Origin of the sequence: Methylobacterium endophyticum (genome assembly GCF_050591105.1) — a bacterium.
GTDB lineage: Bacteria > Pseudomonadota > Alphaproteobacteria > Rhizobiales > Beijerinckiaceae > Methylobacterium.
Genome location: NZ_JBNHES010000008.1, coordinates 50,995 through 68,169, shown reverse-complemented (window position 1 = coordinate 68,169; position 17,175 = coordinate 50,995). Strand labels below are relative to the sequence as shown.

Below are 17,175 nucleotides of genomic sequence, written 5' to 3'. Positions count from 1 at the left end.
AGCGGTCTATAGGGCTCGACGGCAGTTTGGCCCAAAAGGATGCGAACCAAATGGGTGTACCGTTTTGCGCAAAATGGCGTCAGAACGTTTGTCTCGCCGTTTGCTACACCCCCGGTCGCGGCCATATCGCTGTACGCAATGTCATGAATGGAGAGTCGCGATCCGAAGTGAGACGGTCAAAAGCTGACTTTCGCGACAAATAGAGCGAATCTGGCAGATCAGGGAAATTTACGTCGCATAAATCTATCGCGATAGACTGAGTTTCGTGGTCGACTTTCGCGACAGTTGGAGCGGCCTGATGCATCGGTTCGAGGCGGGCCATCGACGGTGCTAGAGCGTCTCTGCAAAGTCATGTGAGCCAGAGCATGGTCATGCCGAGCGTGACCATGGCGAGGTAGTTTGCGGCTCGCTTCTCGTAGCGGGTGGCGATCCGACGATACTGCTTGGACTGATCCGATGTTCGAATCCTACCTGACGTCCTGGAACCTGTACCCGGACGGCGACCCGATCGTTACCCATGTCGCCCGTCTGCTGCCGGTGCTGCGGGACGGTCAGAAAGCCATGCTCAAACTCTCGGACGAGGAAGAAGAGCGCATGGGCGGCGTCTTGATGGAATGGTGGGACGGCGACGGTGCGGCGCGGGTCCTGGCGCAGGAAGATGGTGCCCTGCTGATGGAGAGGGCCGCAGGACCTGGCTCCTTGTCCGACATGGCCCGGGCCGGACGAGACGACGAGGCGTGCCGAATCCTCTGCGCCACGGCAGCGCGGCTGCATGCGCCGCGACCCAGGCCGCAGCCGGCGCTGATCCCTCTCGACTACTGGTTTCGTGCCCTGGAGCCGATGGCGGCCACCCACGGCGGCCTCCTCGCCCGCTGCGACGCGGCCGCCCGTGAACTGTTGGCCACGTCGCGCGAGGTACTGCCGCTGCACGGAGACCTGCACCACGGCAACGTGCTGGACTTCGGTGCGCGGGGCTGGCTGGCGATCGATCCCAAGCGGCTGCTGGGCGAGCGCGCGTTCGACTTCGCCAACATCTTCACCAACCCCGACTTGGCCGATCCGACCCGGCCGGTCGCCATCCGCCCCGACCGCTTCGCGCGCCGCCTCGCGGTCGTCGCCGAGGCCGCGAGGCTGGAACGGGAGCGCCTGCTGCTTTGGATCCTCGCCTGGTGCGGCCTGTCGGCGGCGTGGTTCATGGAGGACGGCGACACCGCGCTGATCGACCTCAGCGTCGCCGGGCTTGCGGCAGCGGAATTGGATCGATGATCCTTGCGGCATGCAGCCTCCGAGAACCTCGAAGTCGCTCGAACTTGCCGCTTCTTTGTCACGAATATCAGGATTTCTGCGAATCTGCTGTGCAGGGGTTGGTAAAAAGCAATCATAGCACGCCGAGATAGTTCTAGCGGCTCGCGTCTTTGAACATCAGCACATGCGGAGCAATTGTGAGCCGTTCTGCGACAGACATATGTGCCATTGCAGAGCAGATTGATCTGCAACGGCCAGTCAGCGAACGATTTCGACTGTGAGGCCGGGGAGCTTTAGCTTGCCCCACGCCCGATTAGTGGTGAGGACCGGCACGCCGAGCTTAATCGCGAGCGCCATGCAGGTGCGGTCGCCGAGCCCACTGCCGTGCTGCTGCGTCGCCTCCGTCAGCCGCGCTGCGGCGAAGGCGGCCTCGCGGTCGTGCGTGTGCAGTTCAAGGCGCAACTCATGCACCATCTCCTCGACCACGGGGAGAGCGAGACCCCGGAGGATCAACGCCTTGACGAGTTCCTGAAGGTTGACGGCTGACATCGCGGCTTGACCGACACGACTGGCCACCGTGGCTGCGCCAGGCTCGCCGCGCAGCAGCGCGATGACAGCGGAGGTGTCGAAGACGACCGTGCTCACGCCTTGGCATCCTGCCAGTCACTGTCATCGGCGCGCCGCTCATCCAGAAACGCGGCGGTATCGGCGTCGTGCTTGACATGCTCGCGATAGAGGGCCTGGAGCTTGGTGACCACATTCGCGATTGGTGACAGGCGCACCTCCGAGCCATCGACCGTGACGATGATACGTGTCTCGCCGGAGACACCCATCGCTTCGCGCACGGCTTGCGGCAGGACCATCCTACCGTTTGCAGCCAGCTTCACGTCCGTGACGAATGTCATGATTGTCCTGCGCGCGTAAGATACCGATAAGTCTGCTATCACCAATCTACATGGATGTCATGCGGTGGGTGATGGAGCTGTCTGCTGGCTGTCATAGGCTCTGCAATGACATTCAGCGTGACGTGTCCGCTTCCTGCGCATGAAAAAGGTAACCCGTGTGGCACATATGATTGCCCCCGATAATAAGCACTATGACCGGAAATTTGTGGATCGTTAACATGTGAACGGTTACGCTCCCGCTATGGAGCTTGACGCCGCCGAATCCGCCTTCGAACCATCCCGTGACCCCTCGGGTCTGCCGGTCCCTTTCACTGAGGCCTTGCCGCCCGGCCTCGATCTGCTGATCGAGCGGCTGGAACAGCATGCCCGTGCCGCGCGCGGCGCGTTCGCTGATAACACCGTCCGCGCGCTCGCCGCCGACAGCCGCATCTTCGCGGCCTGGTGTCGGGAGGCGGAGAGGGCGATGCTGCCGGCGACGCCGGAGACGGTCGCCCTCTTCATCGACGCGCAAGCCGAGACCAAGGCGCGCGCCACGGTCGAGCGCTACCGCTCCTCGATCGCGGCGCTGCACCGCGCCGCCGGCCTGCCAAATCCCTGCGCCGACGAGATTGTGCGACTGGCTGTGAAGCGGATGAACCGGGCGAAGGGCCGGCGTCAGAAGCAGGCCGAGCCGCTCAACCGCACCAGCATCGAGCGCATGCTGGAGGTCAAAACGCCCGGGCGGCTGCACCGGCGGGTGACGGAGGCGAAACGCGAGACGCCGCTGATCGCGCTGCGCAACGCGGCGCTGGTCGCGGTCGCCTACGACACCCTGCTGCGCCGCTCTGAACTCGTCTCTTTATATATAGGGGATCTGCACAGGGGCGCCGACGGCTCCGGCACCGTGCTGGTGCGGCGCTCGAAGGCCGACCAGGAGGGGGAGGGGGCGATCAAGTACCTCGCCCCCGACACCATGGCGCACATCGGGGCGTGGCTGGCTGCCGCGCGGCTGGAGAGCGGGCCGCTGTTCCGGCCGTTGAGCAAGGGCGGCCAGGTCGGCGCCGCCGCGCTCGGGGGAGGGGAGGTGGCGCGGGTGTTCCGCGATCTCGCCACGGCCGCCGGGCTGAAGCTGGCGCGGCTGCCCTCCGGGCACTCGACCCGGGTCGGGGCGACGCAGGACATGTTCGCCGCCGGGTTCGAACTGCTCGAGGTGATGCAGGCCGGCTCGTGGAAGACGCCGGCGATGCCGGCCCGCTACGGTGAGCGCCTACGAGCTCAGCGTGGGGCGGCACGGAAGCTCGCGACGCTCCAGAACAGGGCCTGATGCCAGAAGTCAGGAGCAAGGGCTCGTTGCGAGCAGCCGTCCGGGGGCCGAGGTCGCCGTGATCTGGCCGGACACGGATGACGAGATGGTTCGCTTGTAGCCGATGGAGCGCCTTCCATGGTAAATTCATCTGCACACACGGAACCGCGGCGTTCCGCTAACCACGAGGGCGCGTCATCGCGTCCGCCCCTGACCACGTGATGCCGAGTACGTTAGGATTGACCCAGGAACTCGGCTTCGCCTCTAATCCATGACGTGACGACGGAGACGAACATGGGCGAAGCAGCCCTGGCTGAGCCAGCCTTCAGAAACGAGAGCGGTCTCGACTTCGTCGATATCTCGAGCGAGGCGTGGCGCGAGTATCGGTTCCTTGGCGGGGATACAATCCGCATTGAGAGGCCGCTTAGGCTCAATGTAAGTGAAAGCAAGGGGCATCGGATTTTCGACGCCGAGGGCCAGTCTCACTACATTCCCTGGGGCTGGATTCATCTCGTTTGGAGCGCGCAAGACGGAGAGCCGCATTTCGTCAAGTAACAAGCAGAGTATGAGACGATCAGCTTTGCTTACACCTAGGGTGCTGGTCCGAGATTGAACGATACCAACCGTTCAAAGAGGGGTGGGGCGGGATCTGGTATCGATTCCTGTAAGCGTGGATAAACAGTCTCGCTTTCCCCATAGGGGACGCCGCGGGGCAGTGTGTAATTGCGGAACCGAGGCATCGGCGTCTCGACAAGACCGTCTAGGATCCGGCACAGGCCGCCGCACATCGCGACCACATCCGCAACCCTCTCCCGCTTCGAGAAATGGTTCAGTCCACCCACCTCGGCGTACAAGATAAGTACAGACCTGGTTGATGTAGCGTCCAGCATAGGCACTGCTAGGTAAGATAGAGGTTGGTCGGTGTCACGTCCCATCTCGCCCAACTCGGCCCGATCAGCTTCGTACGCTGCCCACCAAGCCGCGTCGTCCGGAAGTTCTCGCGTGCGTACGACGCGACGATCGTGGAAGGCCTTACCCATGATACCAGCCGTCGTGGCGAAGATGCGGCCTGCGAGCCGATGTTCCAGCCTCGCTTCTGTGGTGGCATAGGCGCAGAGCTGCTGCAGATAGGCTTGGCCATCCCGGTCCATCGCGCGATGCAGCGTGACCCGCACGCGCGACGCGCCTATCGCATTGGCCAAGTGCCCTGCGACCGCGCCGACGAACGGTAAGGCGACGAGTTGGGAGGCCGGCGGAACGGGTTCCGGGAACTCAAAATTGATGGCGCCAGGCATCAGGTGGGCTCCCCGGGCGGTGGGAACGCGCCGAGCGGCCAGCGGCGAGTCGCTGGCTGATTATGCACGCTGCCCAGATCCACCGCGGTGATATCGGAGAAAATTCGTTTGACGGCCCGGGCGGTGTCCGCGCCGTGCCGCGCAAGCACGTTTCGGCCGGGAACCTGGAACTCGCGCGTGGCCTCTTCAAGCGTTCCGAGCGCCAGCGTGAACGCACCGCACCGGTAAAGCAGCCACAACAGCGTCCGGTTCAGAAACGAACTGTGCGCCGCGAACAAGTGGCCGATGGAGGTCACGCCGCTGTTTCCTGAGGCGTGAAGGATGACATGGGTGTCCTTCCGAAGGCGCGAGCGGAGGCGGCATTCGGCCTTCTCCATGATCTCGCGGCAGCGTGGGGACGCAGCGGTGAGCAGATCGCGTGCATTCACCGCGCTCCGGCCGAAATCACCGCCCAGCCTTGTCCGCAACTCCTGCTCCAACTCCTCCAAATTCGGTTCAAATAATTCGTAGAGGACCGTGTCCTGCCGAAATCGCTCGATGGTGAGGCGACACAGATCTACGAGCGCCCCATCGCCATAGCCAGATACGAGGTAGGTTGAACGCCCGCCGTACAGACTTGGTTGGCCCACAGTGTCGTTGCGCCAGTAAGATGGTGCGCCGTCACTAACTCCACGCTCCAGGCCGAAGCCTGCGGCTAGGATGATAACGTCGAATTCCTGATCGCCGCCCTGCGGCGGTCCCGCTCGGAAATGGTTTCCCACGCGCTGCGCCAATCGGCCCATCCATTCCAACTTGCGCAACGCGGCATCGATGCGCAGGTGGCTCAGCCCGAGGTAGACGCGAAGGGCTTCGGGTCTGGCAACTGCCGCATAGCGGGCGAAGCCGTCGAGGATTGATCTCGATACATCCGACGCCCTGCCTTCGGTCCAATTCAGAACTGGCAGCCCGGCATCCGGTGCGCGGCTGCCTTCTCGCGGCCAGCCGTAGAGATGTGGGTGCACCCATCGTGTGTCGGAGCCCTGCTGGAGCGGGCAGAGATCCCAACGCTCCTCAAAGACCGCGACATCCATCGCCGCGCTCCGAGAGAGCAGGCATGCGGCAACTGTGAGACCGGCGACGCCACCTCCGATAACTGCAACTTTACGTTGGATGGGTGGCGTCTCTTCAGCCTCCAACCCACGCCACAGTGCCCAGGCAAAGTTATGTGCTCGAACCTGCTGGTCGAAGACGGTCAATCCTTTCGCAAAGCTACCTAGGATGTAGATGCTGTCAGCGACTTTGAACTCGGCGAGAAGCGTAGCCGCCATCGAGGCGCTGTCGAGGGATCGCGGGTTCGGCGTCATCGTTTCAGCGTAGTCCATGCTTGCGCCGTTGTCGCTTGCTCCGGTACCTGCAGCAGGGCCGATCCCGCCAGAGAGCGGTTCCATCCCGCCCGTGACACCATCAGCGCGGCGTGTGGGTGAGCGCAGTAGAGCGTGACTGGTCCGCTCGCGGGCAATGATCCAATCGACGAGCAGTCACACGGCACGGCGGACGAAGGCCGTGTCCCAGGCTTGTCCTGGCGAATCGCCTATGTCGGCTTCGGGTGCTGTAGCGGACGCGGCTTCGCGGTCCATCCCCGGCCCGCACCGGACCGTGTTGGGGAGGACCGCTTTGCCTTTGCGCCCGCCTGAGCCTCCTTCGCCCGATCAGGGCGATCCGTCAGGAGTCTCCCTTGTCACTCATCACCGACGACCAGCGCGCTCAACTTCTCGCTAATGGTACCCGAGATGACCATGATCCTCGACCTGTAGTTCGCCTGTTTACGTCCAACGGCGCTGCCAATTGGATCCTCTCTGAACTGGATCCGAAAGACCCCGATCTTGCTTTCGGCCTGTGTGATTTCGGACTCGGATCTCCTGAAATCGGGTATGTACGACTCTCCGAGATCCAGACGGTCACCGCAACTCTTGGGCTCGACGTGCAGCAAGACGTACAATTCAGAGCAGACAAGCCGTTGAGTGCCTATGCCGAGGAAGCCCGGCGCTCAGGTGCCGTGTCTGCCTGATCCGACACTAAGATCGGCGCTCAGCAAGGGCGCCGATCGTTCTCAGCAGCTAACCTTCAGCAGGACCGGGAGCCGACAGATAGTCCTCAAGCGCATCGCGGATGATCTCGGACATCGGCCGCTCTTCATCCACCGCTCGGATCTTCAATCTTCGCCATAGGTCGGAAGGTAGACGCACTGTCTGTGCTTTGACGGGATCCGCTCCAGCAGCGGTCGCTGGCGACGATATCGCGCCCGCTCGATCGCGGCGGGCACGGCTCTGTCCGGAAACTCTCGGCATGCTCAGGAGCACGTCCCCCGCGGTCTCGGCTGGCCGCAACGATGCTCGATATGGCCAGCGCACCGTGGTATCACGGTTCCATCAACAGCACCAAGGGCATCGGGTCTGGTGCATCGGAAAATGCGTGCAACCGTGATACCGCGGTTGCACTTAGGCGCCTCGTGTGGTTCGATGACCTTCGTTCAATCTCGTTCTTTCCCGGAGCGCTGGGCGCGATGCTCCTCTTGCCCGACAAGTCGGCCGTCCGCTCTGAACCGCGCCACCAAGCGCGCTTCTGCGGCGTGCCGCTCAGGCGCGCCCTGGTGATCGAAAAGGCTGAAACCGCGACGGTAGAGGATCCGCTCGACCACGGGACGGTGCGTCAGCGCAGCCGAGATCGCGTGCGCTGCTTCAGGTCCAACCTGCCGGATGTACCGCTCGCACGGCTGCTTCAACTTCTGACGGAGCAGCGCTCGAATGGCGCCTCGCCGTCGACGACCGAGGCGGCGCTACGCGATGCTGCCAGACGTGCTGCGGCCGACCGTCAGCCCTGGAGCAAAGCGGAGACGGCTGTCCTCCTCGTGCTGGCCGACCTTTCAGCCGAAGGCTGGACGCTCGACGTCGCTCGAGACGCGATCTGGATGAAGCCTCCCAGCGAGAGCGCTCGCACCGGCGAGACGCCCGCTGCGGCCAAAGCCCGATTGCGTGCCCCGCGCGAGATCGCACGCCAGCGCCAACTCGCCGAGCCCTCCGTCTCCAAATTCATTGCCAGGATGCATGCGCCTCGCCGGCACGGGACTAGCAAGGTCTCGATCGCGAGCCTGATCGATGACGGTACGGACTTAGCGCGTGCGCTCTCCGAAATCAGCGGTTTGCCAAGCGCTGAACGTGCTGAAAAGCTCGCAACTGTCGTAGACCCCGTCGTTGAGATCGTCACATCCGCGAACCGCTGTCTACATACTGGACTTTATTTGCGGGATGTTTGGCGTTACTTCCGTCATACTTGGTCTCTCGAATACCGGCCGACACCTGGGCGAAACCTTCAAGTCATTGTCCGCAATGCTGCCCGGCCGAACGCTCCGGTGATGGGCATCGCGGCTTTGACGAACCCAGTCCTCAATCTCGAAAATCGGGACCGCTGGATTGGTTGGAACTACGAGGCTCTGCTCGCCCGGCTGAGAACAGCACCGCAGTGCTGGCCGGACGTTCGGGATGCCCTCGTACGCGTGCTGGAAGAAGCGCAGGGCGAGATACGGTGCGACGATCTCATTGATACGGCCAACGCGTTCGAGGGCGAAGCGTTGGAGCGCAACCTTGCCGCCCTGGAACACGCCGCCAATCGCGAGCGGGCGGCGGCGCTTCGAGCTCGCGAAGCGGACCCCGATAGCCGAGCCTCGGCCAAGACGCTTCCGCGAGCGGTCGACGGTGAGGTCGATTGGGCTGAGGCGAGCGCCACGCCGCTGTTCCGAGCCAAGCGCGCCCGTGCTCTCGCGGATGTGCTTTCCGGGCTTCGCGGCCTGGAGCGAGCGCCAGCCGATGGCGTGCGGCTCCTGGCCGAACTCAAGCGGGACGCCGAACTCGATCGTGCTATCCGGCTCGCGCTCCGCAAGCTTCGGGAGCGTGGTCTTGCTTCACGCATTCTGGAGGTCAACGTCTGCGGCGCGGCCGCGCCGTATCGTGAATTGCTCGGCGGCAAGTTGGTAGCTCTCGCGCTGGCAACAGCAGAGGTGCGCGATCAGTACCGTACGCGCTATCGCCACTCCCCGAGCGAGATTGCATCCAAGATGGCAGGGCGGCCACTCGTTCGCGAGAACGACGTCTGCATGCTGACGACCACGAGCCTCTACGGTATCGGATCCAGTCAATACAATCGACTAAAAGTCGATCTTGGCGGAGACCGTGTCATCCGCTGGCGCGAGGTGGGCGAAACGAGAGGATTCGGCACCATCCATTTCCGCGAGGAAACCGTCCATCTACTGCGTCAGATGTCGATTGCGAAACGCGGACATCGCCACGTCAACAATGTGTTCGGCGAGGGCACCAGCCCCTTGTTGCGCCAGATCCGCGATGGCCTGAGTGCACTCCGCTTCGACGCCAACGACGTGCTGGAGCACAGTTGGACGCGCCTCATCTATGCAGCCGAACTCTACCCAAGCGCTCGCGACGATCTTTTGTTCGACCAGTGCACCGCGCCGGCGCTCCCGAGCATGGCCGAAGTCGCGCAGGCTTGGCGCGATCGCTGGCTCTCTGCTCGCATCGCGCGCCCCGACATCCTCGCTCGTGTCGCGACACAAGGGCCGGCTACGCTCGAGGCCGACCTGATCACCCGCCCCTCGGAGCCGACGTTGTTCGAGCACATGCAGGCGACAGACGGGAAAGAGCTGCTGGCGTGAATGATCAGCGAGAGGGCCGGGCGCCGATGGACGCGGTTCGTGCATTGTATCGCGCCGCAGCCGCGGTTGCGGAACATCATGCCGAAGACACGATCGTGGCGCTGCACGTGCCGACTCCAGTCGATGACGTCCTCGCCGCCGAAGTCGCGGCAGGCCGCATTGTCTTCGTCACTGGAAATCCAGGTGATGGGAAGACGCACCTGATTCGTCGGACACGAGATCGGTTCCCCCGCTCTGTCGAGGTCTGCCTCGACGCGAACGAGCGATCGAATGACGATCTTGCCCATATGGTCGATGCTGCCCTGGCCCAAGAGCACGGGCTCGTTATGGCGATCAATGAGGGGATCTTGGTCGATCTCTCGGGGATGGCGCGACCGCGCGCCTGGGCCGCCGACGTCCGCCAGAAGTTGCTCCGCGCGCTGCGCTACGAGGGCGGCCAAGCGGACGATGGCGACCCTCGCATCTGCGTGATCGATCTCAACCTGCGCAACACGCTCGGTCGCGAGGTGGTGGTCCCGGCGATCGATCGCGTTCTCACCCTGGCTGGACTTGGCGAGGAGTGCCCGCCTGGAACTTGGCGCGCTGCCCGCAATGCCCAGATCCTGCGCGAAGAAGCGGACGTGCGGGAACGCCTCGTCGACCTGCTCGACACTGTGGGCCGCTCTGGCGTGCACGCGACCATGCGCGACCTGCTAGGTTTCCTTGCCTACGTCATCTGCGGCGACCGCAGTTCCTGTCCGCCGGGTCAGCCCGGACAGGAGACTCAACCCTATTATGTGAACGCCTTCGAGGGAGGGGCCGGCCCGTTGTTCGACGCGGTGCGTCGGTTCGACCCGCTCTGGCGGCCGATGCCGCTTCTCGACGACGCCCTGTGGCGACACACCGATGTTGCTCGGGATTGGTTGGTCGCGAACGGAGTGGAAGTCCGTCGGCCTGGCGAGGAAGAGCCTGCTTTCGTCAGACGGAAACGACGCGCGTACTTCGAGCATCGCAGTGGCCGCGGCGACCTCGAACTGGCAGGTGGCGATGTCGATCTCGTGTTTCGAGAGATGACCGATCGACGGCGCGCAGGACCTCGGCGTCTGATTGGCCTGCTCAACCGCTTCTTCGACCGAACGGATACGGCCGAGGACATGCTCCACCTGTGGGCCACGCATCGTTACGATGCGCGCCCAACGCGCTACGTCGCGGCACGCTGGCACGTGCCGGCATTGCAGATGCGCGTTCTCGTTCCCGAATTGCCGCCTCAGGTCGCAGCCGCCTTTCCGAGCTATCGGCCGGACCATGTCATCCTCACGCACAAAGACCTCACGCCGGGCGAAGGCCTGATCGTCGACCGCACGCTCCTTGAGGCGCTGCTCGGCGCTCAAGTCGGGGGAACAAGCGCCCGATCGGGCGAACCCAGAGCCCGGATCGCCGCCTTCTTCGATCGATTAGCCCGGATTGCTCGTCGCGAATGGCTGGCGACACCGTCCGCGCCGCAAGTGCAGGTGCTCGACATGGATGCTGGTCAACGGGTCGTGCTGGGTGTCGATGTCGACACAGGGAGCTTCGTGCGGCCATGAGGATCGGCGAAGTCCTCGACCGGGTGTACGATGAGGAGGTCGGTTGGCGCCCGGTGACGGGCACTATCAAGCCCGTCCACATCGCGAACGGCATGTTCCGCGCCCTGACCGGTCGGCAGCACGACATCTCGCGCATCATCGCCTTCATCGTCTGGTGGCGTAAGAAGAACGAGAAGTTGCGTCACGAACAACGCACCTTCGCGCGCTTGGTGACGGATCAGCCCGAAGGGCCATTCGCCTGTTTTAGGACCGATGAGCGTCGGTTCGACCAAGCGCGCGACTTCGCCAGGGCGATCCTCGGAACTGACAGCGCCGTCTTTCCGGACGCCGACCACAGTTCGCTCACCCTGACCTGCGCGCAGATGATCTCGCCGGATGAGTTCGATCGCGGTCTCGGCGCCTTCGCCGCAGCGCTCGTCGGCGGGGCGAGTGGAGATGCGCCGCTCGCGGCGGCTGTTCGAAGCGCTCTGGACGTCGATCAGCCCGATGACCCTGTCAGCACCCTGGTCTGGCCGCTGCTCGACCACCGTGGGCGCTCTGTGACAGTCGCTGCGCCGCCGGCCATGGACAGCTTGGCAGCACGCGCTCCCGACTATATTGCGCAACTTCAAGCCGCCGCTGCGTGCCTGGCCACGCACGAGGCGAACCAGGGCAATAGGCTGCGTACACTGCAGCGTGCCGTGCACTTTGCCTGCGTGTCGACGCAATCGCACGTTCAGGCGCTCGTGGCGGAAGGAGTTCTGGCAGATCGGATTCCCGCCCTATTGGCTGTTCGCTCTCCGACCGGGAGCGCTCTGACCACGGCGAGCGAGACCACGCTGACCTTGCTCCACGACCGCTTCGAAGACTGGCTTCGGGATCGCCTTGCTGCTCGCATCGCCGCAGGCCAACCACTCCATCGTGGTGAGACGATCGATCTGGCTGTTCTCCGGCCGAGCGCTGCGGTCGAGCGACTGGATGAAGTGCTCCGCGACATCGGTCCTTATGGACGCGGTCAGGGTCAACTAACAGACGAGGTCCTAAAGCATCGGTTCGAAGACCTCGAAGAAGCACTTCGGCTTCATCCCGAACCGACCGAGCGAGCTGCTGCTCTCGCGCACGCCATCTGGGCCGCATACCGCCGGGAGTATGGTTCAGGGGGACCCCGCCAGTATCTCCTCCGGATCGGGCGGTGGAGCGGCCTGATCTACCCGCATTTTCAGGGACCCGGTCAGAAACGGGTACGGCCCACCGTAGCGCTGCTCGACATGCTGGTGCGCAGTTGTGTGCCGTGTGGTGAGTCGGTACCCCTGGAGGACTTCCTCGAGCGATTGTGGCTGCGCTTCGGCTTGATCGCGGGGGGGCGCGGCGATGGTCAGCACGATGCCGCGCTGCTGCGTCGCCACGGCGTCGATCTCGATGCCAACCGGCTCGTTGAGAACACCGAGGATCTCGTGGATCAACTCGCCGCTCTCGGCTTGGCGCGCCGGTATGCCGACAACGTCACTTTCGTGGGAGATGGACATGCCGCCTGAGGCAGCCCTCCTCGCCGCGCAACTCACAGCAGAACTGTGCCTCGAGCGGCTCCGTCCACCCGGCGTCCTGGGCGTCTTCGCCGAACGGCTGCCGCCGCTCGATCGCGGGGCCTTCGTGGCCGCACTCGCAGGGCGGGCGGGACGACCGATCCGTGTCGCGATCCTCGGTGGCGGCCCTTGGACGGACGCCGTTCCCACCGATGTCGACCTCACCGTCGACGCGACGCAGGCAAACACGTGGCGGCACGACGCCGAGGCGCGCCAGGGCCGTCCGTGCGTCACGCTGGTGGTCGGCCAAGTCGCCAAAATCAACTCATTGCGCACCTCTGTACCGATCGTTCACGCGACGGATCTCCGGCTCGCAGCAGCCTCCCGGGCCGTCGATGCGTTGCCCACGCCCGAGCGCCGGGTGTTCTGGGACGCCGCAGCGCTCGATCCCGCCATCTCCAACACTGCGCTGCTGGAGTTCGCAGCCGCCGTGATTGCCCTCGCGCCCCGGGGCCAAGCCGCGATCTTGGAACGCGAGCCGCATCTCTTGCACCTCGCTGGGCTCCTGCCGGAGCCCGAGTTGTTGTCCGCGCGCGGGCCAACGGCGATAAAGCGACTTCTCGAGCGCAACCGTGAAGCTGTCGCTCGGATCAGGCGTTTGACCGACGCCGACCGGCGCCGTGCCGCTGCCGTGGCCCGGGACGGGCAGTTGGGCGTGGCCCTGCGCGCGGAGGCCGAGGTGCTGCTCCGCTTCGGACGCGGTGGTCCGGTCACCGACCTCGGGCGGCTGTCATACGCGAACGTCGTCAAGATCCTCCGCGACCGCCCGCCACCGGCTCTCCCCGCCGCGCCGGCCGCCGCCGAGGAGCCCGACGTGCCGGGTCCACAGCGCCCAACCCGCACCGAGCGGGTGTTCGGCGACGAACTTGCCGTCGACATGCTCCTCAACAACCAGGAGCGCGGCCTCGAGGCGGTGGCCCGGCGCTATGACGAAGCGGTTCAGCCTGGCAACGACGAGGACGTCGCCGACGAGTTTCAATCGGGTCCCCGAACCATCGCCCGACGACTCCGAAACGGACAGGCCGCGCTCGAGAACCCACTGGCACGGCTCGTGACTGCGGAGGTTTGGGGAGGACTCGTTCATACGCCCGGCGCCGTGGACGCCGTGGCAGCGATCCAGGCAATGGATGCCGACGACGCCCAGGTCGTGGGTTTCCGCCCCACCGATCGGGACCAGGTCCGCGAGATGCTGGGCCGAGCTGCTGAGCGCGGCATCGTCAGCGCTGACGCCATTGCCTGTTGGAGCGAGTACACGACCGCCCGCACGGCCCTTCTCCCGAGTTTGGCAGCCCTGGCGGATCATCCGCTGATGGCGTTCGCTGCGGATGCCGATCTTCGAGCTCGGGCCGAACGCGTCATCGCCGCACATGCCGCGTTTCTGCAGGCTGCCCGTGACGCGGCGACGGCCATGCGCGCGCGCAATTCGTTCGAACCGGCCAAACGGCTGCTGGCGCGCACGCTCTGCCTGGATTTGGTCGTCGTGCGTTCGCAGGAAGGCCTTGCCGCGATCGCCGCTCCCACCCACCCGTTCCACCTCTGGCGTTGGCTCGCCCTCGAGCGCCTGATGCGTGATCACGGCGATGAGTTGCGCGACATCGGCGATGATGTCGTGCGCCAGCTAGTGCTCGATCCGCCGCCTATCGGCCCCAACGTACTGCTGAGCCCGCACGTCTCCGAACTCGAGTTGGAGCAAGAGATCGTCTTTGTCGGGGTCGGCTCTCTAGGCGCGCTGCCGGTGTTCGGCGACCCGCAATCGCGCACGACTGGGCGCTTTCGTGCCGATGCGCTGACCAGCGTTGCGAGCAATCTCGTGCGCGTCGCCGGACACGCTCGCTTCGGCCTCAAAGTTGCTCTGATTGATCCACCGAGCCTTCCGGACATCGTCGAGGCTCTGTTGGCGGTTCCAGCCCGAAATGGAGAAGCGATTCCGCTTCATGTCGATGTATTCCGGACGAAACCAGAGCCGACGCTCTCGGAAGAGGAGCACGTCCAACTGGAGGGCGTGCTCGCCGGTCTCGACGAAACACGAGGAACCTTGCGCGTCCAACGCGAGAGGATGACGGTCAGTGAGATCGTGCAACTCCTGGCCGCTGACGCGGCACACCTCGCCATCGTGTTCGAACCGGGCCATGGCAGGATCTACCCGGTCGGCGTCGATGCGCCGCCCGCCCTCTCCCCGCTCGTTGCGCCAAGAGTCTACCAATACGACGAATTCGACGACCGCTTCACCGTTGTGGTCGCGGCAGAGGCGACGACCTTCGGCCCCTATTATCAGGTGTTCCGGGAAGCGATGAGCCTCCCGCAGAACCAGTTCTTCGGGCGGCACTCCGGATCGACCGATTGGCGGAGCGACCTCGAACGGCTCGCCCAGCACGCGTTGTGGACCGTCATCGTCGATCAAGGTCTCGAGCCGACCTTCCACTTGGCCGGAGCGATGCGGCTCGACTGGCGTAGCGCGGGCGGTCGCGACCTGGTCACGTTCACGACCCATCCGGGCACGGTCGAGGACTTCGCCGCGCAGATTGTGGAGCGCGGCGGGCTGGTCCCGAACGACCCCACCGTCGAACGCACGCTCGCCGGCATGCGTGCCCTCGGCGGCGACACCGTGCTGATGCCGATCGGTGGATCGAACGGAGCGCCGATCGATCCCAAAATCGCCAAAGGACTTCTCGGTACGTTGGCGGCGGCCCGCACGATCGCGCTGCGATACGCTGGCGGCGTCGTCGTCTCGCTGGACGATCGTCACAGCCGGCGTTGGATCCTTGGAGCACAAGCCGATGATGGGCGCCGCGGTGATCTCCTGTGGATCCGCCCAGTTGACGGCGGGATCGTCGTGACGGCTGTCGAGGTGAAGGCTCACGACGATTCCGACGGCACGATTGCAACGACCCAGGGGCGAGCGACCGGTCGTGCGGTCGATCAGATCGACAGCACCATTCGGGTGCTCCGCCGTATTCTCGTCCCGGCACCGGCGAGCGCGCTTGATCGGGCTCGCCGCGAAATCCTCCAGGACCAACTCTACCGCGCAGTGGCGAGTCGGCAGATGGAGCCCGGTGATCGCGAGCGCAGCGTCCAGATCCTGCAGGAACTCTTCCGTGAGGGTCCCACAGCCTTCGACGGAGCGCTGTTCAAGGTCAGGGTTGCCTCCGGAAGCCCGATCGTCCTGCCGACGCAGCCGCGCCACAGCTATCGGACGAAAGAGGACAATCCACTGGCGCTCTACGAGGTGGTCGAAGCCGAGGAAGGCGAGGTGACGCCGCCATCGCCGCCTCCATCCCCTCCGCCTCCTGCAGGCGACCCACCCCCTCCCTCAGCAGGATCGACTTCAGCACGAGCCTCGGCAACGGTTGCTCCCGCAGCACCGGAACCCCGGTCCAAAGCTGAGCGCGCGCCAGAACCGCCTCCAACGCCAGTGCAGGTGCCGGCTTCAGCCGTGCGCATTCTCCTCGGCCGTAGCGCCGACGGCCGCGAGATCTACTGGGATCCGACCTCTACCGAGCGGCCGCTCATGAACTTCGGCATGCTCGTCACGGGCGATTCCGGATCCGGCAAGACGCAGACCCTGCGGGCCATCATCGACGGCGTGGTCAGCGCCGGCCTGCCGGTCTGCATCTTCGACTTCAAGAACGACTACGCCGACCCGGCGTTCAGCGGCCCCCTCGGGCTCACGGTCTATGACGTGAACCGTGATGGCCTGCCGTTCAACCCGCTCGCGCTCGTGGCCGATGAGCACGGCGAAGTTCAGCCGATCCGGCAGGTGCACGAAGTCGGCTCGATCCTGAAGCGGATCTTCGGCCTGGGCGATCAGCAGGAAGCACGCCTCAAGCGCGCGATCGCAGCGGCCTTCGAAGGAAGGGGGATCGCGCCGCGCGATCGGCACAAGGTTGCCGATCTCCCGATCGGACCGAGTTTCACGGAAGTGGTCGCTCTCCTCGACGCCGATGACGGCAACGAGACGCTTCTAAATCGGCTCTCGCCGCTCTTTGATCTCAACCTGTTTCCGTCGGCCGAAGCCGCGTCAGCCGGGTTCGAGGACTTGCTGGCCGATCGGGCGGTCCTTGATCTGCACAGCCTGCCCGATGATCGCATCAAGGCGGCGCTTGCCGAACTCATTATCGTCCGGCTGCACGGCCATCTCGTCCGGGGCGCTCAGCCTCGCGCCCTGCGCCGGCTGCTCGTCTTCGACGAAGCGTGGCGGGTGAAGGACAGCAAGCGTCTGGAGGAACTGGCACGGGAAGGTCGGGCCTTCGGCGTCGGCATCGCTGTAAGCACGCAGTACCCCCGCGACGTGCCTGAGACGCTGTCCGGCAGCCTGGAGACCCAGATCTTCCTGTACAACCGCGAAGCCGAGCACCAGCGCGCGACCGTCCGGGCGCTGTGCGGAGCGACGTCCGGGCCGGTGGCGACCCAGTTGTTCGCGAAAGTCGCGGTGCTCCAAAAGCATCAGGGCTTCGTCAAGAACTCCCAGCACTCGCCCTACTTGCTCGTGAACCTTCTGCCTCACTACGCGCGATCCGCCTCGACCGAGGGCTCGCCGTAGATTTTTCCGGCGTCAATCCGTCAAGTTGGCGAGATCCTGGCGATATCAGGGGTGTCACCAGCGCTGCCATGAGCAGCCACGC

At 64.7% G+C, this 17,175-nt stretch carries 13 protein-coding genes and 1 pseudogene; 8 read left to right on the top strand and 6 right to left on the bottom strand.

The annotated features are described in order from the left end of the window. Positions 1–349 precede the first annotated feature (349 nt). Positions 350–448 (bottom strand): annotated as a pseudogene (locus ACP56T_RS11105) (IS5-like element ISMra2 family transposase); the annotation flags it as partial. Between the two features lie 8 nt (positions 449–456). Here ACP56T_RS11105 and ACP56T_RS11100 point away from each other — a divergent pair. After that, positions 457–1,266 carry an aminoglycoside phosphotransferase family protein gene (locus ACP56T_RS11100; protein ID WP_430912170.1) on the top strand — a complete coding sequence of 270 codons (810 nt, stop codon included), beginning with the start codon at positions 457–459 and terminating at the stop codon, positions 1,264–1,266. Positions 1,267–1,503: 237 nt separating this feature from the next. Here ACP56T_RS11100 and ACP56T_RS11095 read toward each other — a convergent pair whose 3' ends face one another. Together ACP56T_RS11095 and ACP56T_RS11090 are read right to left on the bottom strand one after the other, a co-directional pair. Beyond that, positions 1,504–1,890 carry a PIN domain-containing protein gene (locus ACP56T_RS11095; protein ID WP_430912169.1) on the bottom strand — a complete coding sequence of 129 codons (387 nt, stop codon included), beginning with the start codon at positions 1,888–1,890 and terminating at the stop codon, positions 1,504–1,506. After that, positions 1,887–2,150, bottom strand: coding sequence for an AbrB/MazE/SpoVT family DNA-binding domain-containing protein (locus ACP56T_RS11090; protein ID WP_430912168.1), 264 nt, complete (start codon positions 2,148–2,150; stop codon positions 1,887–1,889). The genes ACP56T_RS11095 and ACP56T_RS11090 overlap by 4 nt, the downstream gene beginning before the upstream one ends. A gap of 319 nt (positions 2,151–2,469) precedes the next feature. On the opposite strand from ACP56T_RS11090, the gene ACP56T_RS11085 reads away from it, so the two are divergent. Together ACP56T_RS11085 and ACP56T_RS11080 are read left to right on the top strand one after the other, a co-directional pair. Beyond that, a complete protein-coding gene (locus ACP56T_RS11085; RefSeq protein ID WP_430912167.1) occupies positions 2,470–3,453 on the top strand; it encodes a site-specific integrase in 984 nt (327 codons plus the stop codon). A 273-nt stretch (positions 3,454–3,726) separates the two neighbouring features. After that, entirely contained in the window at positions 3,727–3,987 is a 261-nt protein-coding gene (locus tag ACP56T_RS11080) for a hypothetical protein (RefSeq protein ID WP_430912166.1), read from the top strand. A gap of 35 nt (positions 3,988–4,022) precedes the next feature. On the opposite strand, the gene ACP56T_RS11075 is transcribed toward ACP56T_RS11080, so the two are convergent. Then, positions 4,023–4,727 carry a hypothetical protein gene (locus ACP56T_RS11075; protein ID WP_430912165.1) on the bottom strand — a complete coding sequence of 235 codons (705 nt, stop codon included), beginning with the start codon at positions 4,725–4,727 and terminating at the stop codon, positions 4,023–4,025. After that, the gene (locus ACP56T_RS11070; protein ID WP_430912164.1) at positions 4,727–6,088 is read right to left on the bottom strand and encodes an FAD-dependent oxidoreductase; all 1,362 of its coding nucleotides are present in this window, start codon (positions 6,086–6,088) and stop codon (positions 4,727–4,729) included. Before ACP56T_RS11070 ends, ACP56T_RS11075 begins: the two co-directional genes overlap by 1 nt. A 353-nt stretch (positions 6,089–6,441) precedes the next feature. Between ACP56T_RS11070 and ACP56T_RS11065 the strand changes: the two genes are divergently transcribed. Then, the gene (locus tag ACP56T_RS11065) at positions 6,442–6,774 is read left to right on the top strand and encodes a DUF2958 domain-containing protein (protein WP_430912163.1); all 333 of its coding nucleotides are present in this window, start codon (positions 6,442–6,444) and stop codon (positions 6,772–6,774) included. 49 nt (positions 6,775–6,823) lie between these two features. Here ACP56T_RS11065 and ACP56T_RS11060 read toward each other — a convergent pair whose 3' ends face one another. Then, complete coding sequence (locus tag ACP56T_RS11060; RefSeq protein WP_430912281.1) at positions 6,824–7,054, bottom strand: ribbon-helix-helix protein, CopG family; 231 nt, start codon at positions 7,052–7,054, stop codon at positions 6,824–6,826. Between the two features lie 50 nt (positions 7,055–7,104). Here ACP56T_RS11060 and ACP56T_RS11055 point away from each other — a divergent pair, with 50 nt between their 5' ends. Genes ACP56T_RS11055 through ACP56T_RS11040 form a run of 4 tightly spaced genes read left to right on the top strand, consistent with a single transcriptional unit; the run spans position 7,105 to position 17,093 of the window. Then, complete coding sequence (locus tag ACP56T_RS11055) at positions 7,105–9,426, top strand: Druantia anti-phage system protein DruA (protein WP_430912162.1); 2,322 nt, start codon at positions 7,105–7,107, stop codon at positions 9,424–9,426. Between the two features lie 26 nt (positions 9,427–9,452). Further along, positions 9,453–10,991: a hypothetical protein gene (locus tag ACP56T_RS11050; RefSeq protein WP_430912161.1), complete on the top strand. Its 1,539-nt coding sequence runs from the start codon at positions 9,453–9,455 to the stop codon at positions 10,989–10,991. After that, positions 10,988–12,505, top strand: coding sequence for a hypothetical protein (locus tag ACP56T_RS11045; RefSeq protein ID WP_430912160.1), 1,518 nt, complete (start codon positions 10,988–10,990; stop codon positions 12,503–12,505). The genes ACP56T_RS11050 and ACP56T_RS11045 overlap by 4 nt, the downstream gene beginning before the upstream one ends. Further along, positions 12,495–17,093, top strand: coding sequence for a helicase HerA domain-containing protein (locus tag ACP56T_RS11040; protein WP_430912159.1), 4,599 nt, complete (start codon positions 12,495–12,497; stop codon positions 17,091–17,093). Before ACP56T_RS11045 ends, ACP56T_RS11040 begins: the two co-directional genes overlap by 11 nt. The last annotated feature ends 82 nt before the right edge of the window (positions 17,094–17,175 follow it).

Excerpts from the sequence above, each read along its gene's own strand:
- ACP56T_RS11045 (WP_430912160.1), top strand. The coding sequence starts at position 10,988 with ATGAGGATCGGCGAAGTCCTCGACCGGGTGTACGATGAGGAGGTCGGT.
- ACP56T_RS11060 (WP_430912281.1), bottom strand. The coding sequence starts at position 7,054 with ATGCCGAGAGTTTCCGGACAGAGCCGTGCCCGCCGCGATCGAGCGGGC.
- ACP56T_RS11100 (WP_430912170.1), top strand. The coding sequence starts at position 457 with ATGTTCGAATCCTACCTGACGTCCTGGAACCTGTACCCGGACGGCGAC.
- ACP56T_RS11090 (WP_430912168.1), bottom strand. The coding sequence starts at position 2,150 with ATGACATTCGTCACGGACGTGAAGCTGGCTGCAAACGGTAGGATGGTC.
- ACP56T_RS11055 (WP_430912162.1), top strand. The coding sequence starts at position 7,105 with ATGGCCAGCGCACCGTGGTATCACGGTTCCATCAACAGCACCAAGGGC.
- ACP56T_RS11050 (WP_430912161.1), top strand. The coding sequence starts at position 9,453 with ATGGACGCGGTTCGTGCATTGTATCGCGCCGCAGCCGCGGTTGCGGAA.
- ACP56T_RS11040 (WP_430912159.1), top strand. The coding sequence starts at position 12,495 with ATGCCGCCTGAGGCAGCCCTCCTCGCCGCGCAACTCACAGCAGAACTG.
- ACP56T_RS11080 (WP_430912166.1), top strand. The coding sequence starts at position 3,727 with ATGGGCGAAGCAGCCCTGGCTGAGCCAGCCTTCAGAAACGAGAGCGGT.
- ACP56T_RS11075 (WP_430912165.1), bottom strand. The coding sequence starts at position 4,727 with ATGCCTGGCGCCATCAATTTTGAGTTCCCGGAACCCGTTCCGCCGGCC.
- ACP56T_RS11070 (WP_430912164.1), bottom strand. The coding sequence starts at position 6,088 with ATGGACTACGCTGAAACGATGACGCCGAACCCGCGATCCCTCGACAGC.